The following is a 26,078-nucleotide window of genomic DNA, read 5'->3' as shown; positions in this document are numbered from 1 at the left end:
TAATCGGAGTGAGAAATCACTCCGATTTTTTCTTTTCGCTATGATATAGTTTCGATACGATATCAAGTATGACTCTTGAAAAATTATGAAATCATAGTTCGATCCAGTAACGCTGAACAATCTCGCCAGTATTCGGGGAAATTACTTCATTTTCAAAGGTACCCCCAACTTTTTGAATGGTTTTGGCAGAGGCAATATTTGCTTTGTCACAAGTTATTAATACTTTGTCTAATCCTAATTTTTTCGCTTCAAATAAGGAAAGACGAAGTTGCTCAGTAGCGTAACCATTTCGGCGTTCGTCCGGGTGCACGCTATAACCTATATGTCCGCTCTCTATGAGTAATTGTGGCGTTAATCGATGACGGATATTGATGAAACCGACTAGTTTTCCCTTATCAAAGCTCAAAAACTGAGTGGATGGAACTCGATTTAGTGGTAGGTTTTCTCCTTTTTCTTGTATTTTGACTTTATTAAGCCATTCGTCAAAGGAATCAAATTGTTGTAAGGAACAACTACCATATGGTTGTTCCCTTGTACTTAGGAATGCTTGCCGATAAGCCATAATTTGTTTGCTGTGCTGGTGAGTTGGTTTTACTAATTGCATTGTTATCATCTGTCTCCCATATCATATTTTACATTGCACTGTCTTAATCACTTCTCTTAATTCATTCCAGTTTATAACATTTAGAATAAAATGAATAGTGTAATTTCAATGCAAATAAGATGAACAGGATAAAAATTACTATGTGCAATTGTACTTTCAGTGTAGACGAGCGTTCTAAGATTAACAAAAAGATGACTGATTTAGGTATTACTTCAGAGCATTATGAAGCGCTACTAAAAATTGATTTTGGTAAGTATCTTAGAGGAGTAACAGATGCCACATCTGTTGCTATGATAAATTCACATGCCTTATGAATGGTACTCAAGGTGAGGTTATTTTGAATCTATGTACAAGACTTTTTTTCTTAGTAGCTACTCATGATGACTTATTAGAAACAAATATCTAAAATGAATAAGATAGACAGAAGCATTTATTATAGTGATAAGAAATTTGGGATATACGAAGTTGAAGTTGAGCTAATATTTTGTATAGAAAAAAAATTAAAGCCATGCTACTTCTTTAGCTAGATTTTCTAGTGTTTGGAAAGTTTATAGCCAATGTGACATAAACGTAGTAGCCTTTGACCTGGAGGATTTGCAAATAAATAATAAGGAGATTTTAAAATGACAATAAAGGATAAAATTTTTGGAGAACTTGATTATCAGTATAAATGGGTAGGATACGGAACCATGAAGTTTTTAGGAAAGGACACAGAGATAGCATTATTGGTAGGAGGTACTGAAGATGGGAATTTTGATCAAGGACAATATGTGTCATACAACTCATTAATGGATAATTGGGAACAAATCCAACATAGCATATTACAACCAATTTTAGATTATTATAAACAAAAACGGCAGGGGCTCGGTTATGATGCTTCAATTAATGAAGACTATCCATTAATTGAAACAGTTGATCAATTAACAGAACATATAACATTAGTAGGTATTTCTGTTCCGTATGATTTCCTTCGCGAAGGACGTGATATAGGAGTGTCATTTGATTGTTCGTGGGATGAAGAAAATGGTTTAGGGGTTCGTCTCATAAATGAAAAGGTAGATGAAGTAGGCTATCAAGATGTTGCAATTTAAATATCACTATTTGCTAGGAATACACATAAAAAGGTTGTTTGTTTTGGAGGTTAATAGAAAAAAGCAGGGATAAGTAATAGAAATCTTTACTTTTTATGTTGTAGACCTATAAGGAAACCTCATATTTGAATCAAAAGCTTACTTTATAGAAGGGCTCGATGTAGTATTACAAAAGCTAATGAAGAATGGTGTTGAAGCGGTATTTAATTTGAATAGAGAGAATACGTGTAAATCAGATTGAAGGGCACCTAAACGATTGAAATGGTTTAGGTGTTTTACTTTTGAATAGAAATGAGAGTAAATGAAAGAAGAGTATTTTAAATAGGGGGATGCATATGAGCAAGAATTTAAATTTAATGAATGATATTTGGTATGGGGATGTGTTAGATGAAAATGAAATTGTCAAAGCAAAGGAATTATTAACACAAGTAACCTCTGAAAAAGATTGTGTGCTATTGATTAATGAGTTGCTAAAAGTTGGTGATTTTTCAGTTAAAAAACTTTTAATAGAGCTGCTTAACTTTACTGATGAAGAGAATGTTTTGAATTTATGTATCAGATTATTTTGTTCTATTGCAACTCATAAAGACTTATTGGAAGTTAATAATTTTAATTTCTTATCTGATGCATCAGAAGATACTGTTTGGACTTTCGCTTCTTGCTCCTTAGATGTCATGTCATATAATGTTATACCTTTTTTATTAGCTTTATTAGAAGAGTGGGAAGATACAAATGTAGGAGAAGTTATTAGAAATTCTCTTGAAATATACCTAAAATACGAGAGACTATTAGGTGAAAACGCTTCGGTTGAAGAAATTGGAGAGCACTATATTAAAGTAATTGAAGAAATAAATCCCAAAGACTATTATTACTTTAGAAAACTTGTTTTTCCAGGGGATTTAGCAAAGGAATTAATTGAGGCAGCTATTATTTCTTTAAATACTGGAAAAGTGTTAGGGATTGATATGTCGCCAACATTATTATCAACATGGAGTGGTATAAAGTGTCCAGTAAGCTATAAAGATGTTGTAGATGAAACAAAATATCAAAAAATTATAGCTTATGTTAAAACTTTATCTGATATGGAATGGCAAGCAGGAAGAAAATATTTTTATGGAATGTTAATTGATTAATTTTATCTATTTTGTTGTTAGATCTTGAATAGAAAAGAATGTTTTTATAACTATAAAATTAAAATAAGTGACGTGCATGAGTCAGCACGTCATTTAGGCGGTAAAAAATATATGGGGGTAAACGGTAATGAGGAATGACTTGAAATGGTTGTATCCAGATAAAGAAGTTAGTGAAGAGATTATTCAAAAATTCGCCAAAAGTTTTAAAATTGTATATCCTAATGATTACATTCAGTGTGTAAAAAAATATGGAGGAGCTATTGTCGAACCTTCGTCTTTTGATGTGAAAAATAATGAAGAAGGTCGAGTATTCGGTTCACTATGTAGTTTCGATAAAAATGCTACATCGAATATTTATAAAACATATAGTAACTTGAAATCTAGTTTACCTGATCAAATAATTCCTTTTGCAGATGATCCTGCTGGAAATAAAATCTGCTTTGATTATAAGGATCATAAAGATAACCCAATTGTTGTCTTTTGGGATCATGAAGAATGTGAGGATAGGGAGACACTTATCGAAGAAGGATTATCAGCTCAAGAAGCAGATGAGGTTATGAGAGAGAGTATTTATTATATTGCTGATAGTTTTACGAATTTTTTAGATATGCTTTATAAAGAAGAATAAAATATTACTAAGATATTCGAATGATAAAATTTTATTACCTGATTTTATGGATATCTATTAAATTCTGTATTTGTTAGTGAAGGATTTGCCAATAAAAAAGGAGATTTTAAAATGATAATAAATGATGTGGTTTTTGGAGAGCTTGAATATAATTATGGGTGGTCTAAGGATACTACAATTAATTTTTTTGGAAATGAAGTCGAAATAGCATTGATGGTCGATGGTGATGAGGATGGTAAATTTGATGAAGAGCAATATACAGCATATACCTCACTGATGCAAAATTGGGAACACTTACAAAAAAGTTTTTTGCAACCAATATTAGACTATTACAAACAAACACGACATGAACTAGGTTATGATATTGAAGTAAATGAGAATTATCCATTAGTTGAAACAACTGATCAAATACTAGAAATGATAAGTTTAGATGGAATTGTTGTTTCATATGCGGATATTTTTGAAGGTCGAGATATCGGAATTACATTTAATTGTACATGGGACACAGAAAATGGACTAGGGCTTCGTCTATTAAATGAAAAAGTAACGGAAGTGGGTTACCAAGATGTTGCAATTTGAATATGGAATTTGTTAATAGGGACTAATAGAGAAAGACTAATGAATTATGAACACTGGAGAACAATCTACATATAGCTTAGAGATTCTTTTCAAATATAAACCTGAAGAAAAAGATGGTACCTATATAAATTGAGCAAGAATCTAAGAGATGTTTTTAAAGGTAACTGACAAACATGTTTAATAAATTTACAAGGTTTATTCCAACTTGAATGATGAGGAGGAACGAGCCTTTTTTTATGACAAAAAACAAAGGAGGAAAAGGAAAATTTGACAGCTGAAACTGATGGGGATTTGAAATAAAGTTTAACAGTACTCCAACAGAAGTCCCCTTCCTCAAGCGCGTGCAGGACATAGTCCGGTGGTAGGGAGGAGATGAATGTTGGTCGTGCACAGCACGAAGTTTTTGTTTCCTTTTTTTGTAACTTCATGTATACTAGTATCAATACGAACGTATATTCGTTTTTATTTTAGGGATTTGAACCACTACAATGAAAAAAGAGGAAGGTGATGACAATTTTGCTGAGCCAAAAATATAAAATTTTCCCAACGAAAGCACAGAAAGAAATGTTAGAACGTTGGCTACAATATTGTCGTCAAACCTATAACTCTGCTCTTTTAGATAAACAGAGAAAATATAAAGAAAATAAGCAATTGTATACACGTTCTGACATGCAAAAGCAACAAGTAATCGATAAGAAGAGATATCCTTTTCTGAAAGAAGTGCCATCACAGCCCTTACAAGAAGTATTTTTACGACTCAAAAAGGCATATGATGGCTTTTTTCGTGACTGTTTATTGTGGAGGGGATTTTTTTGGGGGAAAAGAAGATCTTCTTCGATTGACTTTAAAATGAAGGCTATTGATTTCGTAGAACATTATAATTTGTCATTTTATGTGCCTTATGTTTTTCAATAATATCTGATTTCGTTAATTTTTTTAAAGGGGGAGTTTATATGGATAGTAGATCTGAGATCAAGAGATTATATAATTGTAGATTTTTAAAAAATCAATCAGAATGTGAAGAGTTTGACGATGCATTAGAAAGCTTAGCAGATTGTGATGATGAAAAGTTTATTAAAGATCTGTGTATGATATTTGATGATGAGACACAAGAGGAAGAAGTTATGTTTGGCCTAGTTCACTTAATTGAAAGTTTTGAAATGGAAAAATATCTAACAGAGATGCCTAAAGCATTGCCAAAAATGATTGGGAATGCAAAAGAATGGGCCATGCTATTAAATAAAAGAATTTTAAATAATGACTTATATAGAATGGAGTATGCTAAAACCCTTGTAGGAATGAATAATGATATAAAATCAACGGTAATCGATTTGCTCGATGAAATTATTTCTGACAATCCTAAAAGATTTGAGAGCGTCGCTAATGAAATTCTTAGTAAATTAAAAGAGGCTGATAGAAATTCTTTCATATAGAATAAAAACCGATTTGATAAATTAGTGTCATTTCGGTTTTTTGTTGTCTTTTTTGACACGCGATATCCGTATCAAACGTGTTTGTACCGCCACTGAAGAAATCAACTTTAAAATGGTATGAAACGACTCAATACCATCATTGCGAGCATTATAAGATGAAAGATAGCGCAGCAGGTGTAACTGGATGAAGTAGAAAGTGAGGGAGATAGAATGTATATAAGTAAATTGAAAAATATAATTAAACCCAATAATGAATTATTAGATACATACACTAAAGAAAAATGGGATGAGATTGAATTCATATTAGGAATCAAGCTACCAACAGATTATAAAAAATTTATAAATACATATGGAGTTGGAAGTATAGGTGAATTTTTATTGGTTCTAAATCCATTTACCCAAAATATGAATTTAAATCTAATTGAAAAAGGTAAAGAAATTAGAGAAGCATATATTGTATCAAAGAATGCGTTTCCAGAAGATTTTACGCATAATGTTTTTCCAACTGATGGTGGATTATTGCCATGTGCAATAACAGATAATGGGGACGAAATTTACTGGTTAACATCTAATATAGGTGATGAATGGCATATAGTTGTATATGAATCAAGGTCAGCAAGCTATTATGAATATAATATGGGCTTAGCTGAGTTTCTATATAAAATTCTAACAAAGGAAGTAGAATGTTTCGCTTTCCCAGATGATTTTCCAGGAGATGAGTGTGAGTTCATAGTATAAATTATTTAGGTGGTATTAGATGGAGAATTTAGAATGGAAGTATGCGGATGATCCGATTACTGAAGAAATTGTTGGGAAAATAGGTCAAGCAATGGGGATTAAATTTCCGAAAAATTATATCGAGTGTGTAAAGGTGAATCATGGGGCTAATGTAGTACCGTATTGTTTTGATGTTGAAGGAATAGAAAGAGTCTTTGGTTCATTACTTTCGTTTGATGAGGGAAGTAGTGATTACATCGTAACAGATTATGATAACTATCGTGCTACTTTATCTAATGGTGTAATTCCTTTTGGCATTGATCCAGCGGGGAATTTAATATGTTTTGATTATAAAAATCATAACGAAAATCTCATTGTTATCTTTTGGGAGCATGAAGGTGTATGGGAAAAAGAAGAACTGATGGAAAGTGAAGGGATTACAGTAGAAGAAGCAGAGGAAGTAGCAAGAGGAAATGTATTTTATGTGGCAAGTACTTTCACTGAGTTTTTAAAAAAATTGTATGATTCATGATAGTTAAAATAAAAGATGACAGATACTTATGATCGTTTTCATTTGTCAAAAATAAATATGTAAGTGTTTCTACAATTGTTAAGGGATGTGTGTGAATGGAAGAGTTTTATTACTCTAAAAAGAAGAAAATACGAGGATGGAAACGACATAAGAGAAAGATAGAAAGATGGAAGCAAAATGTAATCGAGATAGATATGAATTACATTCGTGAGCATCAAAGAGATTATGCAAAGTTGTGGATTCATCCCTTTTATTCTTTAGTCCGTAGAAATCCTCCTAATTGGTATAACCGTTTATTATTAAATGAAATGATAGATGTATATCTAAACTGGTATGAAAAAATGACAATGGAAGATGAAAACTTTTACCTGAAAATTTGGTTATATGAACCAGATTTTATAAGTTCTCAAATTGTCGTTTCTTACAAAGATTGTATAAATACTTACAATGATACCTTTGACAAAAACCTTACTGTAAAGAAATTTCCATTTTATAAGTATGAATCATTAAAGGATAAATTAGCTTTGTTTGATTGGGAAGCTCACATTGATACCGAAATGTATTGGGATGAGGAACTAAAAGAAGATATAGTAACAGGGTTTAGAACAAAAGACGAGATAAATGAAATAATAAATAAGGCCTATAAAATCCAGAAGATTAAGCTCAGTGATGGAGATGACGTTCTTTATAAGGTTAATGTTGGGGAAGTTTGGTTGGGAACACTAAAAAAAGGGTTTTATAAATCGTTGGAAAATCAAATGGGAAGAAGCATTAGGAGGGAATGAAAGTGAATGTTTTGCCTGATAAATTAGACCAAGTTCTTGGAGAATACATTTATAAACGTGAAGATAAGAAAAATGTGAAAGAGGCCTTAATTAGCTTAGGTGTAGAAGTATCTGATACATTCCTTGCAATTGACTTGAAGTTTTCCGGATAATAAGTTACATTTTTAAAGTTCAAGACACTATATGACAGTACAAAAAGGGGAGAAACATTGTTATTATGTCAAAAATGAGATGGAAGAGCCGTGTATGTTATTTTGTTATTTTTATACTGCTTGGAGCAGCAATAACAATCAAACCAGTTATCTCTAAAGCAGAGGAATCTGATGTTAATATTACATTATTAGGTACTGCAGATATTCATGGTAGGTTTATGCCTTGGGATTATGCACTTGATGGTGCTAATATGAGTGGAAGTTTAACGCAGCTTTATACGGTTATAAAGAAGGTACGTCAAGAAAATCCAAATACCATATTATTAGATGCCGGAGATACAATTCAAGGGAATTCAGTAGAATTATTCAATGATAAGCCACAGTCTCCGATGATGGTAGCAATGAACGAAATGGGATATGATGCTTGGGCATTTGGAAATCATGAATTCAATTTTGGATTAGATACATTGAAAAAAGTTAGTGAGCAATATAAAGGAAAGACATTAGCAGGAAATATTTACAAGGAGAATGGAGAGCGTTTTCTTCCGGCATATACGATAGTTGAAAAAGGTGGCATCAAAGTTGGGGTTATTGGCATGAATACACCAATGATTAGTGATTTTGAAAAAGGGACAGATCATTTGGCTGGTTTAGTGGTGAAAAATCCAGTAGAAGAGACAAAAAGGGTAATTAAAGAATTAGAAGGCAAAGTAGATGTAATGGTAGGGGTTATGCATATGGGACTAGAAAATGAGAATGGCATCCCTGGTACTGGGGTTCAAGATATTGCAAATGCCTGTCCAGAACTAAGCGCTATTTTTGCAGCTCATATGCATAAACTTGTTAAAAAAGAAGTTGTAAATGGTGTTATTATTACAGAACCAGATAAATATGGTACGCATATCTCACGTATTGACCTTACTTTTACAAAGCAAGATGGGAAGCTGGTTTTAAAAGATAAAACAGCTACCACTTTACCTGTAAAAAATGCTGATGGAACAACGGTATTATCCGATCCTGCACTTGAAGAAACATTAACACCTTTTCACGAGTATGCGAGAGGAGATGCAAATGTTGTAGTCGCTCAATTAAAGGGGAGAAATCTTGTTCCTGAAAATGAAATAAAGGGTATTCCAAGTGTGCAAATTCAAGAGACACCTTTATCAGATTTTTTTCATGAGGTTATGCTTTATTACAGCAAAGCAGATGTAGTAGCCCACCAAATTGATAACGATTATGCTCGTTTAGATGTAGGTCCTATTAAGAAGAAAGATATTGCGTATAATTACCAATATGCCTTGGGAGAAATTACAGTATATAAGATAACTGGAAAAGATTTAAAAGATTATATGGAGTGGGCGGCGGGGTATTTTAACACATCCCGTGCCGGAGATGTAACAGTTAGCTTTGATAAAACACGCCGTGCGTCTAAATACAGTACGAACGACTTCTTCGGAGGCGTGAAATACGAAATTGACTTAACAAAACCATATGGAAGCCGAATTACAAATTTGCGATCTATTCGTACAAATAAACCAATCAAAATGAGCGATGTTATGACTCTGGGAATGAATGCATATAGAATGGAGGCTCTTCAAGCGAAAGGAGGGGCTTTAGAGGGACGTAAGTTTGAACAGATTTGGTCATCTAAACAAGAGAATGCCTTTGGCGAAACAGGTGGAACCATTCGTAATCTTGCTATTACATATTTAAAAGAGGTAAAGAATGGTGTATACACGCCAAAAGTTATGCATAATTGGAAAATTACCGGTGTAGACACACATTCTTCAGAGCATAAGGCTGTAGTGAATCTCGTAAATAAAGGGATTTTAGAAATTCCAAAAACAGAAGATGGAAAATATACAAATATAGCATCTATAAATACTAAAGATTCAATTACAAAAGAAGAGATTGTAGCACTCTCTCAAAAGGCTCATATTAATCCAGATCAGTTTAAACATGTAAAAACAAAAGGTGAATTTTATAAAAAACTAAATAGGGTTATTGAAAATATAGTGGAAATCTAATACTTAGATTGTTTTAGGGAAAGGGAAGAAGTAATAATTGATTTTGAAAGTACATTCCCTATTATATTTTAAGGAAGAATTGACTGGCCCAGTATTCAAAAGTACGGCTATATAAGGTAAGTAAACTAAAATATTGTTTATATAAATGTTTGGATTTGTATTCTAATAGGGATGTTACAGTTGTAAGTTTTAGTGCTGAGCAAGGGGTATACGCCATTGAAGTACCATCGATTAATTGATATCAATGCGGGAATCAACAAAGCTAAAGGTGTTTTCATATAAGTAAATAAAAAGCACTTGATTGTCTTTTATAGGTAACAAGTGTTTTTTATTTTAAGATTACAATAAGGGATTAAGCCATAATATTTTTGGATGGAGGGAGATTTAGTGAAATACTGGGGATACAACGAATTATTTGAAGCGATCAAAGAGGACTATAATGATTTTTTTAGTTTAAATAGAGGATATAGAGATGCAATAGCAAGACTAGTCGATGAATACTGGAATTTAGGTGAGATAGAAGATGTTGTGAGGGATACTGCTATAGGAGAAATTTTAATTACTCATGGCAAAGTTTTCGTTGGTACTGTTGAAAGGATAACAAGGTGTTTAAGTATGTTTAACCCGTTAGATGCGGAAGAGGAGTTAACTAAAGAGGAAATCGCGGATTTATCTAATAGAATAAAAAAAGTATTGGAAGGTTTAAAAAAAGTAGAAATTGATTATAATCCATATGCTGGATAGTTTGGAGAAACGGCTTCTCAAAAGTAGAAATACAGTATAGGATTTGGGATAAAAATGATCACATTGTTGAAGAAAAAAGAGCTAACTATTAGATTTGGACTATGTGAAAAATTCGGGTGAAAAATTATGAAAAAACACGATATAAATGAGTTAGAGAAACTGCAAAAACAATTATCAGGTAACATTTCTTTAAAAAATATATTTGAACTAGAAGATATAAAATTAGTAGCGGGAATAGATATTGCTTATTGGTCTAATGAGGGAATTGACTATGGAGTCTGCTGTATTGTTGTGTTCGATTATCTTACAAAGGCAATTATTGAAGAAGTTCATCATATAGATAAAATTGAGTTTCCTTATATTTCTGGTTATCTAGCATTTAGAGAATTACCATTAGTGCTTGATACAGTTAAAAAATTAAAAAGTTTTCCAGACTTATATATGTTTGATGGAAATGGTTATTTGCATAATCGTCATATGGGGATTGCAACGCATGCATCTTTCTATTTAAAAAAGCCAACTATTGGAGTAGCCAAAACGTACTTAAAAATAAATAATGTTGATTTTACTGAACCTGAAAACGAAGTAGGTTCGTATACTGAGATCGTTGTAAATGAAGAAGTTTATGGAAGAACGCTAAGAACTAGAGAAAATGTAAAACCAATTTTTGTTTCTTGTGGTAATTGGATCGATTTAGATACTGCTACCCATGTTGTTTTGCATTTTGTAGAAAATAATAGTCGTTTACCTATTACAACAAGATACGCAGATTTAGCTACTCATGAAGCGAGGAGAGAGGAACTTTCAAAGATAGAAAAGTAAATATAGTTTCAAAATCTAATAAAGAAAGACACTTCTTTAGATGAACATATATTATGACAATGATTGAGCAAATGTTTCGAATAAGAAACATTTGCTCTTTTTTTGATGCAAAGAAATTGAAGGTAAGTATCAAACACTAAGTACTTTGGTTAATGATGATACTTGTAAAGGGGTATGATGTACAGGGACTTCGAGGAACTTAATTGATTCACTATCATATTAGTAGTAGAAAACTAGCAGCTGGAATACCCAAGCCTCGACATCCTGACCCGAAAGTCCTTTAGGATAGGAATCTGTTGCTTTTTTATATAACCTATTTTTAAGTTGTTGTAAACCAATAAACGGCAAAATAACTTTCTTCCGTTTCCATAACAAAAAATTCATCATTCCATTCTGGTTCATAAGCATAAGCGCTTCTGATTCCTTCAATAGGGAACTCGATAGGTTTAATAAGAGGAGCATATCTGTTTCTTAATTTTGTGAATTCTTCTGGGGATATTGCTTTCAGTTCTTCTTGTTCGGCTCTAAATTTTTTTTCAAATTCCCACATAGGCATATCTTCAATGTGTTTTCCTTTATACCAAAACCAATGCATATTTCTTCGTTCAATGAATTGGCACCTTGCTGCAAAATCTTCCAAGGTTTTAATCGTATCGTAACTTCTTTTTCCTTTACTATGTTCAAAAATATATATTGTTTCTTCACCGCATTCTGATAATTCATCATCTTCTATTACAAAATATTTCATATCTAACATCTCCTAGCTTCTTGTCTTAGGAATAATTAATATCTTTTGAAAGAAAAATAATACATACCATATTTAGCAAGGATGAAAACTTTTTCTTTTTTAAAATCTTTATGCAAGGATGGATACATTTTTGTTTTATTAGGTATATCTCATTGGTGTTTTATGTAAAATTTGTATATCTGCTAGTTAGTCTAGCACATTATTTTCATATAATCTAATTCACTTAAATTGTGAAATACAGAAACTTTAAGATTTATAGATAAAAAAGATAAAATTTTTCAAAAGTACTAATAATTGCCAAATATTTAATTAACGAGTATAATGAAGTTAATAAGTAGCAAAAAGAAAAGGGCAGTGTAGGAAAGAATTTCTTCGCCTGTCACGCGGTAGGTCGCAGGTTCGAATCCTTGCCTTCCCTGATGTTTTCTAAACATCAGGGAAGTAGCTCAGTTTGGTAGAGCAACATATTGAGTCTTTCCGCCTATCTCCCTTTTTAATACTTCATATTTAATCGATTTGGGCAGTGTAGAGAAGGATTTCTTCGCCTGATAAGCCGTAGGTCGTGGGTTCGAATCCCATCCTTCCAATTTTGGGAGGTAGCTCAGTGGTAGAGCGACGTAATGAGCCTTTTCGCTTATCTCCCAAATCTTTAAACATTATATATAACAGGAACAGTGTAGATAGCTCATATTTCGTTTACTAATATTAAATGTTATAGATTCGATCCTAATCGATGCGGGGAGGTCCGCATCGAGTTCGTACTTTTCTTTGATTCATAACACTAAGGTAGGAGTTACTACATCATATAGGGATTGTGTTTGTGGGATTCGATTCCTGTTTTGAATATTTCTTAAGTGTTAGGAATGAGTGAAAAGAGCAACGTATATACGTTGCCTTTTTTATTTGTATTTCAACCAGTCGTGTCAAAAAAACATCTGGGGGTAGATAATAATGTCAAAGTTTAATCATTCTTCTCAAGGAAGCCGTCAAACGTATACAAAAGAGGGCGGAACAGCTTATAAAATGTATGATAAAGATAAATTAGTAACGATGGTATTAACATCTTTTTTTATTGAACCTAAATTTTATGGAGACAACAGTGAAGAATTAGTTACTATTGCAAAACAAATCATGGACAGAGACCCTAGATTTGTTGCGAGTTTAGCAGTCTATGCACGTGAAGTGTTTTATATGCGCTCTGTTACACATGTATTAGCAGTGGAACTCGCAAACCACCCTGAAGGTCGTAAATATGCTCGTCAAACAATTTCTCGTATTGCACAGCGTCCTGATGATGTAACAGAAATGATGGCATATCAATTAGGGGTATATGGTCGGAAAAATCCAATCCCAAACTCTTTGAAAAAAGGATTAGCAGATGCCTTTTCTACATTTGATGAATATCAATTAGCAAAATACAACCGCACAGGGAAAGATGTTACATTGAAAGATGTATTCCGTTTAGTTAGCCCATCTGCAAAAAAAGGAACAGAACGTTACGAACTTTATAAACGTTTATTAGAAAATACACTACAAGTACCATTCACATGGGAAACACAGCTTTCTCAAAAGGGAAACAAAAAAGAAGTATGGGAAGAATTAATTGATAGCGGTAAAGTGGGGTATATGGCCTTACTTCGTAACCTTCGCAATATCGTAAATTCAGGTGCATCAAATATTGATACAGTATATAACATTCTTCGCGATCCTGAGCGAGTAAAAAAATCAAAACAATTACCATTTCGCTTTTTTTCAGCCTATCGTGTTGTACAAGAAAAATTACCACAAGCAGGAAGCGGATTATTAGATGTATTGAATGACGCCATTGAAGCATCTGTTACAAATATGCCGAGGTTATCAGGAACAACATTTATGACAGCAGATATCTCAGGCTCTATGACATGTTATCCTGTTTCGAAAGATGGGACCGTTAAATGTGCAGATATTGCTACACTCATGATGGCAATGGCACACTCCTTCTGTAATAATTCGATTACATCTGTATTCGCAACTGATTTCAAAGCGATAAATGTTTCTACCCGTTCTGCTATTTTAGAGAACATGAACACATTTTTATCAGAAGTTAATAAACATGGATATGGAACAAACTTACATCTTTCTATCCAATATTTATTAGATAACAAAATCAAAGTTGACCGCATTCTTGTCTTCTCGGATGAGCAAGTGTACGGAGATAGGTATGGAGACAATTCTTCACAAATTCTTCTTGAAACATATCGTCGTGAAATGAATCCTGATGTTTGGGTTCACTCTTTCAATTTGAATAGTTACGGTAACCAACAATTCGTAGGAGAGAAAACAAATTTAATCGGTGGCTGGAGTGAAAAATGTTTGGACTTTATTCATTATGCAGAAGAAGGAACAGGTTCTCTTATTTCAGCTATCGAAAATTATCAATAATTTTTGTTACATTCTTTTCGTTTAGAAGACGGAATAATAGCAGGTCCAGTTAACGATGATGCAATAAAAAGAAATTCATAATCTTTATCTTAAGGAACCGATGAGTTTCTAAATTAAAGCAGGTTTACCTGGAGCTGCTTCTCTATTTTTATGATTTGAGCCGTTAGCTAATCTTGGTGAGGATAGATTAACTACAAAAGTAACTGGATAGTAACAAACAATGAATGGCCTACTGATAAGATGAAACTAGTTTATGAAATTCTATTAAAACATGCTGTCAATTCCAGTATTAAGGAGTTTGAAAATGAAAATAAGTAACAGTGAGTATGGTGGTTTTGTCGTTTCAAAAAATATTCTTGCTGGAAAACCAGTTAGATATTCATTTAGAGAAAAAGGTTCTATCCCGCAATTAAATGGCTGGAATTTGTATTCTATAGATGATACCGATGAATATGTGAATCATGCGGAAAATTTTATCATCTTAAATGCGGAATCTATTTTTAAAATTGCTCCTGTAATGTTTGAGATTTTTGCAGCTCCTTATGGAACGGATCTATGCTGGTTATATGAAGAAGGAGTTCATATAGGATTTTATGATTTAGTCACTGATAAAGAAGTGACAATTAATGAAGTTATCAAACAAAATTAATTTTTTTATGCAGTACTATTTTAGAAGTTCTTCAGCAGATGACAATAAAAGAAGCCCCTTATAAGCCCCTAATAACCCCCTGCCAAGTAATAAATCATTAAATAAACAAAAGAAAAAACAACTACAAGAACTACTACAAAAAATAAAAAAGTAACATTCTAGTACTAGTGAAAATTATAAAATAAATTCACCAAATTCCTGCCTGCAATCCTATATATAGAAGGAGTAACCAATTCTATATTTACCATTAAAGGATGGGAGGAAGAAATATGGGAGTATACCGGAGTGTACAGGTGAATTTTTGGCAAGATGAGTTTGTGCTGGATTTAACGCCAGAGGAGCGCTATTTTTATATGTATTTGCTGACATGTTCGAAAACGAGACAATGCGGAATTTACCCACTGCCACTCCGTTTGGTAGAGATGGAAACGGGGTATAATCGTGAAACGGTTGAGAAGTTGTTGCAGCGGTTTATTGCGTATGGAAAGATCTTATTTGATGCGAAAACGAAGGAATTATATATTTTGAACTGGTTACGTTATAACCCAATTACGAATACAAACATAGAAAAGTGTGTGTTACGTGAGTTAAAGACTGTGAAAAATAAAGAGTTTGTACATATGTTTCTTCAAAGATGCCTCAAGGAAGAGTTGAATATTCCGTTATTGCTAGAGCATTTCGGAATGCCTGTTGAAGCATCTGATATGATTCCGCAAGAAGTTGTTCAAGAATGTGAAGTGAATGAGGTAGAAGAAGAAATAGAAGTAGACGTAGAAGTAGAAGAAGTGAATCCAGGTAGCAGTGTATACACATTTTATGAACAAAATTTCGGTAGTTTGTCATCATATGCAGCGAAGGAATTAAGTGAATGGATTACAGATTTGTCGGAGGAGCTTGTACTAAATGCACTTCAGATTGCCTATGAAAATAATAAGCGGACGCTTGCTTATGTGAAGGGGATTTTACGAGATTGGCATAGGAAAGGATATACGAAGCTCAGTGAAGTAGAGGGAGCGGCAGTTAAGTTTCGAAAGAAAGAGCCGTCGCTTCTTTATGAAACGGAGAAGTTTTTGGAGGAATGTGAAGAGTGGAAGAAGAATGTACCGTCTGAGGAAGAATTACAGAAGTTCTTGCAGGAGGATGGATGGCAGCCGTGAGTGTTCAACATATCGAGGCGGAACAAATGGTATTAGAATATTTGCTTTTTGATAGCGAACTGATTGTGGTTTTCATGATGCTTATCAATCATTTGACTTACAGAAAAATATATGGGTTTCTGATGAGGAAAAGTGGTGGGATTAAAAATCAGAAGATAATTACATGTTTTTTACTAACCAGTGTACGAAGGGAGTAAGGAAATAAAAAGAACACTTAAATTTTCAAAAAGTCCTGTTAAGGTAAATTATTAACATATTACCTTAACAGATATCAATTAAAAAGGTATTAGAAATTATACGTGTATTAAAAAAGTGGATATAGCTAATTCTGAAATAGTTTTATGAGCTATGATTGATTTTCAAATTTAAAGTTTTAGTAAGAGGCGATAACTTGAGTCGGAAATTGAAATTTGAAACTTTTAAATATTTTCTTGAATGCTATTTTAATGTAAGTGCGGATTATGATGAATTGGATAAAATTATTAAAGATTTTAACTTGGTTGAAAATATGGAGTATCGTAAAAAACTTCGGACAGAGTTAAAGCAAATTTTGCGCCTAGAGAATTGGGATATGGTTCAGGGATTCGTTAAAAAATATGGTATGAGAAAGATGAATGAAGAGAAACTAAAATGGTTAATTCAGAGCGTTTTGGATAATTTAGAATTGAATTAAATATATTATAAAGTGACCAAAATTTGGCATCATCTTTTGCTAGCCTTTTTTATTTCGGAGTCAGAATATGAATATTTTCTAAAATACGAAACAGAGAAATTTGAGGAATTATTAGAAGAGAATCATGTGGATCCTTTTCATGTTAGCAGGGAACCTATAAATTGAGAGTTAGCTAGTTTCGATAAAAGTCTATTATGGTTTAAGCGAAATAGTACATTTCATAGAAAAGATAAATTAAAGAACCGAAAAAGCACTTTTCCAAGAGAATGAAAGGGGGGATAAGATGAATGAAAAAGTAACAGTATGGATTGGGAATTTTGAGAGTAACGATGAGCTTATAAACTATACGAATATTAAATATACGGAAGATGGAGATAGTATACCCTCTATATTCGAACAACATTTTAACTTAGGTTATTATGATCGTGATTTAGTTGAAAAGAAATGGTTTGGCCAATCACCGGTAAATAATATTCAAGATTTATTGAGGGGCTTTTCATATTATGAACAATTTACTGAACAATTTGAGAACAGAAATTTTAATAAAGAATGTAATACAGCAATTCTAGTTTATAATTTTGAATATAACGCCAGAAAAACAAAGATTACATATAAAAATAATGAATTGGAGTGTATTGGTGTTGCTCAATATACTGTAATTTTTGATGATAGGTGGTAAAGACATTAGATTCAATGGAAGAATCGGAATATAATAAACACGAACAAGGACGGAAAGGGATAACTGAATGGAAATAATAAAAGAGTTGGAATTAACGAAATTCATGCAACGAGACAAAGTAGAAAAGGTGCCTAGTAAGATGTTTAGTGATGAGAGATTAAAAGAGTTTTGGAGTTATTATGATTTTTTAAGGCATACTACAATGAATTTAAATGGAAAAGAAGCGAAACATTCGATCATATATAGTACATCATATTATTGGTATACAAAATATAAGAAAAGATATTTTGAGATTTATGGATATGACGCGGGTATTGAACAAGAAGGGATTTGCTTATTAGAAGAACTTGAAAATGAGTTAGAAGACGGCGTAGATTGGAGCATTATACAGGGAATTGAAGAGAATCTCATATTTTAGATCCTCTTTGTTCTTGAGTAAATTTAATTTTATGTGTGACTTAACTCATAAAATTGCATACCAATAACCCATAACTTTGCATCAAAATATCGTTTGTAAGGTCTAACATTACAAAATTCCCCTTCAAAATAACCCATAAACTTGCAGAAAGTTTATTTTGTAGTCATTCATTTTGGGGTTTTCATGATAAAATTTACATATATATGGAAGGTGGAAGGCTATGAAAAAATTTTCTCGAACAGGAAAAATATTATTAGGTTTTGGAGCAATTCAAGTGTTTTGGGGACTTGTAATGCTTAATGTAATTAATGGAATTAATTTATTTGAGCATACAAGTGAAATGGTAAAATATAGTATTCTAATTACTGGAATAGTTTGTTGCATTGCATCTAACTTTTTTAAAGAACCTAAGAATTGTACTAATAAGTGAGTTAATGTTAACTTATTGGAAGCATAAACCTGCATTTTATGCAAAGTTATGCTTCCTGTTATATTATGCGTTAATTTGAATGAAAGTCAAAATGCTTGCAAAAAAAGATACAATGCTTCACTCATTCGATATATTTTTTGAATTATTATATAATAATGACAACTTTAAGTCGTTAGGCTTATTTCAACTGCTAGCAGTAGCGAGCATTGGAACTTGTTGTTTATATAAACTAGCTCAATCACGTTAAAGTAGGAGGAGATTAAGTGATTACATTAAAACCGATGAATAAAGAAGAATTTCAACTATACATTTCTGGTGCAATTGAGAACTATGCAAAAAACAAAGTTACTTCAGGAAACTGGAGTGAAGATGAGGCAATCAATCTATCTAAAAAAGAATTTTCTAGACTGTTACCTAAAGATGAGAAATCTGAGCTGAATTACTTGTACTCTATTTTTCAAGACCAACAACTAGTCGGAATGATTTGGATTGCAAAAACATCAACTACAAATCCAGATCAAGGCTATATTTTTGATTTTATAATCTATGAGCCACACCGAGGAAAAGGGTATGGTAAGCAAGCAATGAAAGAAATTGAAATTATTGCTAAAGAATTAGGAATGAATAAAATTGGTCTTCATGTTTTTGGTCATAACACAATTGCACGTGGGTTATATGAAAAGTTGGGTTATGAAATTACAAATATAAATATGATGAAGGTCATTTAAGAAAGATACTGGATAGTGTGTCAAAGTAACTTTATATACAATAGGTAGCTTGCATTGAATAATTTGAATCTGAAAATAATCAATCTTTTTTATAAAAACTTCTATCTAACTGAAATACAAAATGATCATTACACGGAGGGTAGTAGAGTTGGTTACCGTGAGTCTAGTAGTGCGTCATAATTCGAATTCTAATAGGTATCTCTCTTTGATTAGAAAAAAAACATCTAAATCGATAAGTGAAATCAAACAAAAGATGAAAATAGAAAAGCCTGTAATGGAATGTAACTACAGTGATGCAGATCAATTGAAATCTTTGGTGGGATTTGCTGAGGAATTACTTTCAATGGGAGCAAGTATAAAAATTTATGAGGAGGAAGAATCGATTACACTTGAGATGGTAAGAAATTTAATTGGGACTATAGACGGGATTGCAAAAGACAGGGAAGCAATCGACAATGTAAAGTTTGGGGATGATTCTGATGAATAGTAGTCCCGAAATAAATAAAAACTAGCAAATTTCATTTGAAGTGACCCCTAAAAGTTAGACACGGTTATTTCATTAGGCAGCTTGATAAAAGTGAGTCCGGTATTGCACCGGGCTCATTTTTAATTTTGCCTTTATCCGTTTCGTATTATAGTAATCTATATATTTTTCTAATTCTATTTTAAAATGCTCTACACTTTCAAACTCTTTTATGTAGAGGAATTCCGACTTCATGATCCCAAAGAAATTCTCCATTACTGCGTTGTCGTAACAGTTTCCTTTTCGAGACATACTCTGCACAATACCTCTTGATTCAAGTGTACGGACATATTGTTTCATTTGATAATGCCACCCTTGATCTGAATGCATCAGTAGCTGGTGATTTTCAGGTAAACGTTCTAATGCTTTCTCTAACATTTCTGAAACAAGTGAATACGTCGGTCTAGAGCCAATTGTATATGTAATAATTTCACTGTTATACAAGTCTAATACAGGTGATAAATAAAGTTTCTCTCCAAACAATTTAAACTCTGTGATGTCTGTTACCCATTTTTGATTCGGGGCATTTGCATTAAAATTGCGCTCTAAAATATTTGGTGCAATTTTACCGGATTTCCCCTTATAAGACTTATATTTTTTCATACGCACAACACACTTTAATCCAAGCTCTTTCATAATGCGCTGAACCTTCTTGTGATTCACTTTCTGACCACGATTCGTTAACTCATCACGAATGCGACGGTAGCCATAAAGCCCTTCATTTTCCTCATAAATCGCTTTAATCTCAGCTTTCAAATCGGTATCTAGATCCGGACGATTCATTTTCTTCACTAAATCATAATACGTGCTTCGTGGAATATCAGCTAGCTCCACGAGTGCCTTCACCGAATATTTATGCCTTAATTCATAGACTACTTGCGCTTTGTCCTGTTTAGTGACTTTTCCTTGTTTTGAACTAAGGCATTCAACTTTTTTAAGTACTCATTTTCCATTTCAAGCTGTTTAATACGTGCTTCAAGTGCTTCGACTGATCCTTCAACTGGTGCTTGTCTTGATTGTTTATTCGACACTTTTTTCATGGATGGACGCCCCTTTTTCTTTGATTGAAGGGCACCAATTCCTTGTGTTTCGAGTTGTTTTTTCCAAACAATAATCGTTGAAGGGGCAGGAATGTTAAAGATAGCTGCCGTTTCAATTAAGGACGTACCGTTTTCAATCATAAAATTTAGTACGTCTAGTTTAAATTGTTGTGTGTAATTTGTATACCGTTTTAGGAAAGCTTCCACACCATTCTGCTTATATTGGTTTACCCAATTCAAAATTACTGTGTCTCTTATGCCGATCGCTTTACCAATTTCTCGATAACTTTCATTTCCGTTCAAATAACGTAGAACGATGTGTATTTTTTCATCAGCCGTAAATTTAGCCATAGAAAAACTGCACCTCCAATTGTTAGATTATGTGTCTAACAATTGGGGTGCAGTTCAATTTTGCTAGTTTTTATTTGTCTTTATTAATGTGAACGAAAAATCGCGTGTAATTTCTCAGCAAATTCTTTATGATGACTTGTGTTATAGCCTCCATGATGCCCTGGAAACTCTACAATTTCTGTTTCTAATTGTTCTGTTAATGCGACCGCGCAGCGATAAGCGAAAAAATCTCGTGAATCACTTCCACCGGCTGGAAGTACCCGCATCGATGAAGATTTTAATGCAGTTTGCAATGCATCGATATCTAGTGAATAATTGAGGATGCCAGGGATTTCATACTCAACGAAATACGTTGAATTACTAAGCATTCTTTTTTCTTGCACATCATTCAGTTGTTTTAGATTGCTAGTTTCTGCTCCTAACTTCGATAATAACTTTATGACCTCACTTTTATGATTTTTCTTAAGGTCTTCCATGAATTTTCTAGCCTGCACCTGCTCATCACCGAATAAAATTTGCAATAAGACGGGTTCGTGAGGGATTAGTAGCTTTATCTGCCTTGGGTGGCGTATGCACAGATCAAGTCCGATAACAGCACCAGAGCTGCTTCCAAATACGTATGCCGGTTCATCGGTCAGTTTAGTTAGCAGGCGGTGAGCATCGTCGCTATGTGTTTCCACGCAGTAATCTTCAGTTTGATTGGTAAGCTTACTGCGGGAATGGCCACGGCGGTCGTAGGTAACAACTGTATACCAATCAGCAAGATGATTAGCGACCTTAAGAAATTTATCAGCGTCACCACCACCGCCATGGATCATTAGAAGTACAGGTCCTTTTCCTCTGATTTCATAGTAAAGACTCGCTCCAGGTACTTGCAATGTTCCGTTCTTCACTACAGTCATTTGTAAAATCTCTCCTTTTTCTCATTTATTATACAAAATGAATAAGCGATTTATAATTGGTAGTCACCTTTACTGTATATGATTGGCGAATGATATAAAACGCAGAAATTAACTAAGAAACAAAGTCACCATAGTTTACAGTTACGCTCAAATTGTTGTTTTGAAATCATGTGGGATTAAAAATACCCCAAAACTAAAATTTTATCTCTCCACAGTTATTTATGAGCATTTAATGTATGTTTCGCTTTTGTGACAACGAATTTCTTATATGAGATTTTTATTATAGTTGTATGTTTTGAAGATTAGTTATGGTGATATAGATATATTTTCCTATTCATACCTTATTTTTGGTAGAATAGAAAAAATAGGGTATGAAATGGAGTTGGGCATCGTGATTTATGATAAAGCAAAGTACTATTTTGATGATCTTCCAGAGGATTTGCCAATTGAACAAGCATATGTACATACTGGTATGTTTCTTGGATGGATTATTGAAAATCATTTATTTAGTAAAGCGTTTGAAGAAAAATCTCGAGATGACATTAATAAATTTAATCTTAGACAAATGACTGGCACGCAAATCTATATAAAATGGGGTGGTGTGCTTGCAGATGACATGTTAAATGATGAGGGTAATCAATTTGCAATGTATTACTTTAATAGTGATAATGACTGGAAATATCTATATGACTATAGGGATGTTTTTGTAGGTGCAGGCGAGACACTTTATCATGCACAAGATACTTGGGAAAACTATTTTGAATTAAAAGAAGAGGTTGATTATAGCTATCTCAATTGGAAAAATAACATACGGAAACTGTAACAACTTATTATCGAAAAAATTTACCGCTTAAAGTTAAAGAAATAGAGGGACATAACGATCTTTAAGATTAGTCGTTGTTTCCCTTATGGATGGGATGGCGTGTACCCTGGCGATGGAAGAATTATCGCTTATTTTGAAAAGAAATAATTAATACAAGCGAGTTATAAAGAAAGAGGATTCAATACATGAAGCTTGTAAAATAATGTAATTCCAAGCTCTCCTAAATACGTGAATGTATTTAGGAGAGCTTTTATTATGTAAAGTGGGAGAAATTTATTATGTGTTGACGCTGAGATGAAGTTTCAAAGTCAAAATATTCCCATGCTTACTATCTTCAATGGGTTACAACTTTACATGTTAACAATATGTACATAGGGTAAAAACAGAAAATTAATAATATATTGACCTCTTTATAGTTCGTGCTATAAAATTGAAAGCGATAACAAACGTTTTCTTTAGAATGTTTTCCATGATTTTTTGATATCTAGAGATATAAGGAGGAATAAGTAAGTCTTTTTTTTGACATTTAATGCAAACGTTTTCGTTGATTTCTTATTCCTTTCTACCTTTGATTTTTCTATCAAAAGATCATTGGAAATAAGTATAAACATTCAATACGGAGGTGGTATAAAAGCGATTTCTAGATTAACTTATGCAGTGTTACTCATAATGAATGGTTCATAATATTGTAGGAAAGGGTGAATGGAGTGTATATGACAAAAAGATTAATAAACAAGACGTTTTTATTACTTACTGTAATTGCTATGCTATTACCTGGTTTTTCTTTTCAGAGTGTACAAGCAGAATCAAATGCGAAAACAACGGAAATTATCATTCATTATAAGGAGAAGGTTGGAAATGCAAAGGATTGGAACCTTTGGATGTGGACCGAAAATGCGAGTGGCAGGTTCTATGAATTTACTGGGGAAGATGAGTTTGGTAAGTATGCTAAAGTAAAAATAGATGGTGATTATAATCGTGTTGGATTTATAGTTCGTACGAATGAATGGGAAAAAGACGGTGGTGATCGTTGGATTGAAAATATTAAGGATGGTCGTGCTGAAGTATGGGTTCTTTCGGGCGATGATAAAGTATATGATTCTAAGCCATCTTCTGAACTTGCTATTCAGAAAGCGACCATTGATAGCTTCAATGAAATCACTATGACTACTAATGTTCCATTCAATATTAAGGAGCATAAAATTGAAATTGACGGCGTTAACATTGAGAAAGTTAATCCTTATGACACAAATAATGGAGATATTACCAATAAGGTTAAAATCATTACAGAAAAGAATCTTGACTTGAAAAAAACATACAAAATCAAAATGGGAAATTCCATTGAAGCTAATACTGAAATTGGTAAAGTAATCCGTAGCGAGGAATTTGATCATTTATTTTATTATGATGGCAATGATTTAGGGAATATTTATACGCCACAGGAAACCAAGTTTCGTTTGTGGGCTCCCACTGCGAGCGAGGCAAAGTTGGTTACTTATAAAAAATGGAATGATGAAAAAGGTACTGAAATAAGCATGGATCAAGGTGAAAAAGGAACTTGGACTGCAAAACTTACAGGTGATCAAAAAGGTCTTTTTTATACATATAAGGTGAAGATTGGGGACAAATGGACTGAGGCCGTTGATCCATATGTGCGTGCTGCTTCTGTGAATGGTGATAAAGGTGCAGTCGTTGATTTAAAAGAAACAAATCCGAAAAATTGGAAGGGGAATAAAAAGCCGAAATTTAAAAACCCGGAAGATGCTATTATTTATGAGTTGCAAGTGCGTGATCTTTCCATTCAACCTGAAAGTGGTATTAAAAATAAAGGGAAATATCTTGGTGTAACAGAAAAAGGAACGAGGGGACCAGAAGGCGTAAAAACAGGTCTTGATCATATTAAAGATCTTGGTGTTACTCATGTTCAGTTTTTACCGATATTTGATTATGCTTCAGTAAATGAAGAAAAATTAAACGAACCACAATATAACTGGGGATATGATCCGAAAAATTACAACGTACCAGAAGGCTCATACTCTACTAATCCTTATGAGCCGACTGTTCGAATTACTGAATTAAAGCAGATGATTCAAACACTTCATGATAATAATCTTCGTGTTGTAATGGACGTTGTATATAATCATATGTACAGTGCGGCTGAATCTAATTTCCACAAGTTAGTTCCAGGGTATTATTATCGTTACAATGAGGATGGCTCACTCGCAAATGGAACAGGTGTAGGGAATGATACAGCTTCTGAACGAAAGATGATGAGGAAATTTATGATAGATTCCGTCGTGTACTGGGCGAAAGAGTATAATTTAGATGGTTTCCGTTTTGATTTGATGGGTATTCATGATGTTGAAATAATGAATGCGATACGTAAAGCGGTTCATCAAATTGATCCTTCTATTATTCTTCATGGAGAAGGTTGGGATTTAAATACGCCTCTTGCGCCTGAGTTAAAAGCAAATCAAAAAAATGCGGAGAAAATGAACGGAATCGCTCATTTTAATGACGATATTCGTGACGGATTGAAAGGAAGCGTATTTGGAGATAAGGATAATGGTTTTGTGAACGGAATGCAAAACATGGAAGAACGCATAAAAAAAGGAATTACGGCTGGTCTTGATTATGATAAAAAGGTGTCTACTTATCAGGATCCTGAACAAGTACTGACATATGTTGAAGCACATGATAACCATACATTATGGGATAAGCTTGAGTTGACGAATCCTGGCGATAGTGAAGAAGTACGTAAACAAATGCATAAGTTGTCTTCTTCTATCATATTAACATCGCAAGGGGTTCCATTCTTGCATGCAGGGCAAGAGTTCATGCGTACAAAATATGGTGACCATAATAGCTACAAATCTCCTGATTCGATTAACCAGATGGATTGGGTGCGCCGTGCAGCATTTGATAAAGAAGTAGAGTATATGAAAGGGTTAATTGAGCTGCGTAACAAGTATTCAGCTTTTCGCATGACAACTGCTGAACAAATTAAAAAACATGTAACGTTCATGGATGCGCCAAAAAATGTTGTAGCTTACACAATTGATAGCAAAGCAAATGGAAATAAAAATGAATATTTTGTTGTAGCTCACAATGCAAATAGAGAAGCTATGGAAATAAATCTTCCATCAAAAGGTCCTTGGAAAGTGCTAGTAGATGGTGAACATGCAGGAAGTAAAGTGCTGTATGTATTCCATGATAATAAGATGAAGGTTCCTGCATTAAGTTCATTTATTTTAAAAACAGAGAAACCGATTAAATAAGAATAGAGGAT

Annotated in this window: 28 protein-coding genes, 1 tRNA gene and 2 pseudogenes; 27 read left to right on the top strand and 4 right to left on the bottom strand. The window is 33.2% G+C overall.

The window, feature by feature from the left end:
• Positions 1-91: 91 nt before the first annotated feature.
• Positions 92-604, bottom strand: coding sequence for a GNAT family N-acetyltransferase (locus QRY57_RS16030; RefSeq protein WP_349775662.1), 513 nt, complete (start codon positions 602-604; stop codon positions 92-94).
• A 140-nt stretch (positions 605-744) separates the two neighbouring features.
• On the opposite strand from QRY57_RS16030, the gene QRY57_RS16025 reads away from it, so the two are divergent.
• From QRY57_RS16025 to QRY57_RS15960, 15 genes and pseudogenes are all read left to right on the top strand, one after another.
• Positions 745-918 carry a hypothetical protein gene (locus QRY57_RS16025; protein WP_286015543.1) on the top strand — a complete coding sequence of 58 codons (174 nt, stop codon included), beginning with the start codon at positions 745-747 and terminating at the stop codon, positions 916-918.
• Positions 912-1,004 (top strand): annotated as a pseudogene (locus QRY57_RS27180) (Imm47 family immunity protein); the annotation flags it as partial. The gene QRY57_RS16025 and the pseudogene QRY57_RS27180, both read left to right, overlap by 7 nt.
• A 223-nt stretch (positions 1,005-1,227) precedes the next feature.
• Positions 1,228-1,695, top strand: a complete 468-nt coding sequence (locus QRY57_RS16020) for a DUF6985 domain-containing protein (protein ID WP_286015542.1) — start codon at positions 1,228-1,230, stop codon at positions 1,693-1,695.
• Between the two features lie 335 nt (positions 1,696-2,030).
• Positions 2,031-2,828, top strand: coding sequence for an Imm47 family immunity protein (gene imm47, locus QRY57_RS16015; protein WP_286015541.1), 798 nt, complete (start codon positions 2,031-2,033; stop codon positions 2,826-2,828).
• Between the two features lie 139 nt (positions 2,829-2,967).
• Positions 2,968-3,456 carry an SMI1/KNR4 family protein gene (locus tag QRY57_RS16010; protein ID WP_286015540.1) on the top strand — a complete coding sequence of 163 codons (489 nt, stop codon included), beginning with the start codon at positions 2,968-2,970 and terminating at the stop codon, positions 3,454-3,456.
• A gap of 111 nt (positions 3,457-3,567) precedes the next feature.
• On the top strand, positions 3,568-4,035 hold the full coding sequence (locus tag QRY57_RS16005) for a DUF6985 domain-containing protein (RefSeq protein ID WP_098302844.1): 468 nt from the start codon (positions 3,568-3,570) through the stop codon (positions 4,033-4,035).
• Between the two features lie 507 nt (positions 4,036-4,542).
• Positions 4,543-4,821, top strand: a pseudogene (locus QRY57_RS16000) (helix-turn-helix domain-containing protein); the annotation flags it as partial.
• Positions 4,822-4,988: 167 nt separating this feature from the next.
• Positions 4,989-5,468: an Imm30 family immunity protein gene (locus tag QRY57_RS15995; protein ID WP_286015538.1), complete on the top strand. Its 480-nt coding sequence runs from the start codon at positions 4,989-4,991 to the stop codon at positions 5,466-5,468.
• A 210-nt stretch (positions 5,469-5,678) separates the two neighbouring features.
• Complete coding sequence (locus QRY57_RS15990; protein WP_286015537.1) at positions 5,679-6,206, top strand: SMI1/KNR4 family protein; 528 nt, start codon at positions 5,679-5,681, stop codon at positions 6,204-6,206.
• Positions 6,207-6,225: 19 nt separating this feature from the next.
• Positions 6,226-6,717 carry an SMI1/KNR4 family protein gene (locus QRY57_RS15985; RefSeq protein ID WP_286015536.1) on the top strand — a complete coding sequence of 164 codons (492 nt, stop codon included), beginning with the start codon at positions 6,226-6,228 and terminating at the stop codon, positions 6,715-6,717.
• A 95-nt stretch (positions 6,718-6,812) separates the two neighbouring features.
• Positions 6,813-7,502, top strand: coding sequence for a hypothetical protein (locus QRY57_RS15980; RefSeq protein ID WP_286015535.1), 690 nt, complete (start codon positions 6,813-6,815; stop codon positions 7,500-7,502).
• A 2-nt stretch (positions 7,503-7,504) separates the two neighbouring features.
• Positions 7,505-7,654: a hypothetical protein gene (locus QRY57_RS15975; protein ID WP_243765382.1), complete on the top strand. Its 150-nt coding sequence runs from the start codon at positions 7,505-7,507 to the stop codon at positions 7,652-7,654.
• Positions 7,655-7,719: 65 nt separating this feature from the next.
• On the top strand, positions 7,720-9,681 hold the full coding sequence (locus QRY57_RS15970) for a bifunctional metallophosphatase/5'-nucleotidase (protein ID WP_286015534.1): 1,962 nt from the start codon (positions 7,720-7,722) through the stop codon (positions 9,679-9,681).
• A 387-nt stretch (positions 9,682-10,068) separates the two neighbouring features.
• A complete protein-coding gene (locus QRY57_RS15965) occupies positions 10,069-10,425 on the top strand; it encodes an Imm3 family immunity protein (protein ID WP_286015533.1) in 357 nt (118 codons plus the stop codon).
• Between the two features lie 126 nt (positions 10,426-10,551).
• Positions 10,552-11,247: an endonuclease V gene (locus QRY57_RS15960; RefSeq protein WP_286015532.1), complete on the top strand. Its 696-nt coding sequence runs from the start codon at positions 10,552-10,554 to the stop codon at positions 11,245-11,247.
• Positions 11,248-11,566: 319 nt separating this feature from the next.
• Here the strand turns inward: QRY57_RS15960 and QRY57_RS15955 are convergent, their stop codons facing one another.
• Complete coding sequence (locus QRY57_RS15955) at positions 11,567-11,995, bottom strand: hypothetical protein (RefSeq protein WP_286015531.1); 429 nt, start codon at positions 11,993-11,995, stop codon at positions 11,567-11,569.
• A 437-nt stretch (positions 11,996-12,432) separates the two neighbouring features.
• Between QRY57_RS15955 and QRY57_RS15950 the strand changes: the two genes are divergently transcribed.
• From QRY57_RS15950 to QRY57_RS15905, 10 genes are all read left to right on the top strand, one after another.
• Positions 12,433-12,581, top strand: a tRNA-OTHER gene (locus tag QRY57_RS15950).
• A 365-nt stretch (positions 12,582-12,946) separates the two neighbouring features.
• Positions 12,947-14,416 carry a TROVE domain-containing protein gene (locus QRY57_RS15945; RefSeq protein WP_286015530.1) on the top strand — a complete coding sequence of 490 codons (1,470 nt, stop codon included), beginning with the start codon at positions 12,947-12,949 and terminating at the stop codon, positions 14,414-14,416.
• Between the two features lie 304 nt (positions 14,417-14,720).
• The gene (locus QRY57_RS15940; RefSeq protein ID WP_286015529.1) at positions 14,721-15,065 is read left to right on the top strand and encodes a DUF2185 domain-containing protein; all 345 of its coding nucleotides are present in this window, start codon (positions 14,721-14,723) and stop codon (positions 15,063-15,065) included.
• A gap of 269 nt (positions 15,066-15,334) precedes the next feature.
• Positions 15,335-16,222 carry a DnaD domain-containing protein gene (locus tag QRY57_RS15935; RefSeq protein WP_286015528.1) on the top strand — a complete coding sequence of 296 codons (888 nt, stop codon included), beginning with the start codon at positions 15,335-15,337 and terminating at the stop codon, positions 16,220-16,222.
• Positions 16,223-16,613: 391 nt separating this feature from the next.
• The gene (locus QRY57_RS15930; RefSeq protein ID WP_208018785.1) at positions 16,614-16,895 is read left to right on the top strand and encodes a contact-dependent growth inhibition system immunity protein; all 282 of its coding nucleotides are present in this window, start codon (positions 16,614-16,616) and stop codon (positions 16,893-16,895) included.
• Positions 16,896-17,178: 283 nt separating this feature from the next.
• A complete protein-coding gene (locus tag QRY57_RS15925; RefSeq protein WP_026593195.1) occupies positions 17,179-17,574 on the top strand; it encodes an immunity 22 family protein in 396 nt (131 codons plus the stop codon).
• 67 nt (positions 17,575-17,641) lie between these two features.
• Entirely contained in the window at positions 17,642-17,992 is a 351-nt protein-coding gene (locus tag QRY57_RS15920) for a hypothetical protein (RefSeq protein ID WP_286015527.1), read from the top strand.
• A gap of 220 nt (positions 17,993-18,212) precedes the next feature.
• On the top strand, positions 18,213-18,422 hold the full coding sequence (locus QRY57_RS15915) for a hypothetical protein (protein ID WP_090690446.1): 210 nt from the start codon (positions 18,213-18,215) through the stop codon (positions 18,420-18,422).
• Between the two features lie 263 nt (positions 18,423-18,685).
• Positions 18,686-19,150, top strand: coding sequence for a GNAT family N-acetyltransferase (locus QRY57_RS15910; RefSeq protein ID WP_286015526.1), 465 nt, complete (start codon positions 18,686-18,688; stop codon positions 19,148-19,150).
• Positions 19,151-19,355: 205 nt separating this feature from the next.
• Positions 19,356-19,637 carry a hypothetical protein gene (locus QRY57_RS15905; protein ID WP_286015525.1) on the top strand — a complete coding sequence of 94 codons (282 nt, stop codon included), beginning with the start codon at positions 19,356-19,358 and terminating at the stop codon, positions 19,635-19,637.
• A gap of 72 nt (positions 19,638-19,709) precedes the next feature.
• Here the strand turns inward: QRY57_RS15905 and QRY57_RS15900 are convergent.
• A protein-coding gene (locus tag QRY57_RS15900; RefSeq protein ID WP_286015524.1) for an IS3 family transposase occupies positions 19,710-21,064 on the bottom strand; the annotation gives its coding sequence in 2 pieces (ribosomal slippage) (positions 19,710-20,611 and positions 20,611-21,064; 1,356 coding nt in all).
• 83 nt (positions 21,065-21,147) lie between these two features.
• A complete protein-coding gene (locus QRY57_RS15895; RefSeq protein WP_286015523.1) occupies positions 21,148-21,966 on the bottom strand; it encodes an alpha/beta fold hydrolase in 819 nt (272 codons plus the stop codon).
• Between the two features lie 376 nt (positions 21,967-22,342).
• On the opposite strand from QRY57_RS15895, the gene QRY57_RS15890 reads away from it, so the two are divergent.
• Together QRY57_RS15890 and pulA are read left to right on the top strand one after the other, a co-directional pair.
• Positions 22,343-22,789 carry a DUF7832 domain-containing protein gene (locus QRY57_RS15890; protein WP_208018791.1) on the top strand — a complete coding sequence of 149 codons (447 nt, stop codon included), beginning with the start codon at positions 22,343-22,345 and terminating at the stop codon, positions 22,787-22,789.
• Positions 22,790-23,496: 707 nt separating this feature from the next.
• Complete coding sequence (gene pulA, locus QRY57_RS15885; RefSeq protein ID WP_286015522.1) at positions 23,497-26,067, top strand: type I pullulanase; 2,571 nt, start codon at positions 23,497-23,499, stop codon at positions 26,065-26,067.
• Positions 26,068-26,078: the final 11 nt, after the last annotated feature.

Source organism: Bacillus arachidis (genome assembly GCF_030285945.1).
In the GTDB taxonomy this organism is placed as follows: Bacteria; Bacillota; Bacilli; order Bacillales; family Bacillaceae_G; genus Bacillus_A; species Bacillus_A arachidis.
Note: the sequence above shows the minus strand (reverse complement) of the source record. Positions and strands in the feature narration are given on the sequence as shown.

Bases quoted from the DNA above. Each gene is read 5' to 3' on its own strand.
- QRY57_RS15955 (WP_286015531.1), bottom strand. From the start codon at position 11,995: ATGAAATATTTTGTAATAGAAGATGATGAATTATCAGAATGCGGTGAA.
- QRY57_RS15890 (WP_208018791.1), top strand. From the start codon at position 22,343: ATGGAGTTGGGCATCGTGATTTATGATAAAGCAAAGTACTATTTTGAT.
- QRY57_RS15940 (WP_286015529.1), top strand. From the start codon at position 14,721: ATGAAAATAAGTAACAGTGAGTATGGTGGTTTTGTCGTTTCAAAAAAT.
- QRY57_RS16025 (WP_286015543.1), top strand. From the start codon at position 745: ATGTGCAATTGTACTTTCAGTGTAGACGAGCGTTCTAAGATTAACAAA.
- QRY57_RS15925 (WP_026593195.1), top strand. From the start codon at position 17,179: ATGAATGAAAAAGTAACAGTATGGATTGGGAATTTTGAGAGTAACGAT.
- QRY57_RS15935 (WP_286015528.1), top strand. From the start codon at position 15,335: ATGGGAGTATACCGGAGTGTACAGGTGAATTTTTGGCAAGATGAGTTT.
- QRY57_RS16020 (WP_286015542.1), top strand. From the start codon at position 1,228: ATGACAATAAAGGATAAAATTTTTGGAGAACTTGATTATCAGTATAAA.
- QRY57_RS15945 (WP_286015530.1), top strand. From the start codon at position 12,947: ATGTCAAAGTTTAATCATTCTTCTCAAGGAAGCCGTCAAACGTATACA.
- QRY57_RS16005 (WP_098302844.1), top strand. From the start codon at position 3,568: ATGATAATAAATGATGTGGTTTTTGGAGAGCTTGAATATAATTATGGG.
- QRY57_RS15995 (WP_286015538.1), top strand. From the start codon at position 4,989: ATGGATAGTAGATCTGAGATCAAGAGATTATATAATTGTAGATTTTTA.
- QRY57_RS15980 (WP_286015535.1), top strand. From the start codon at position 6,813: ATGGAAGAGTTTTATTACTCTAAAAAGAAGAAAATACGAGGATGGAAA.
- QRY57_RS15920 (WP_286015527.1), top strand. From the start codon at position 17,642: ATGGAAATAATAAAAGAGTTGGAATTAACGAAATTCATGCAACGAGAC.
- QRY57_RS15985 (WP_286015536.1), top strand. From the start codon at position 6,226: ATGGAGAATTTAGAATGGAAGTATGCGGATGATCCGATTACTGAAGAA.
- QRY57_RS15990 (WP_286015537.1), top strand. From the start codon at position 5,679: ATGTATATAAGTAAATTGAAAAATATAATTAAACCCAATAATGAATTA.
- QRY57_RS15970 (WP_286015534.1), top strand. From the start codon at position 7,720: ATGTCAAAAATGAGATGGAAGAGCCGTGTATGTTATTTTGTTATTTTT.
- QRY57_RS16030 (WP_349775662.1), bottom strand. From the start codon at position 604: ATGCAATTAGTAAAACCAACTCACCAGCACAGCAAACAAATTATGGCT.
- QRY57_RS15915 (WP_090690446.1), top strand. From the start codon at position 18,213: ATGAAAAAATTTTCTCGAACAGGAAAAATATTATTAGGTTTTGGAGCA.
- imm47 (WP_286015541.1), top strand. From the start codon at position 2,031: ATGAGCAAGAATTTAAATTTAATGAATGATATTTGGTATGGGGATGTG.
- QRY57_RS15895 (WP_286015523.1), bottom strand. From the start codon at position 21,966: ATGACTGTAGTGAAGAACGGAACATTGCAAGTACCTGGAGCGAGTCTT.
- QRY57_RS15960 (WP_286015532.1), top strand. From the start codon at position 10,552: ATGAAAAAACACGATATAAATGAGTTAGAGAAACTGCAAAAACAATTA.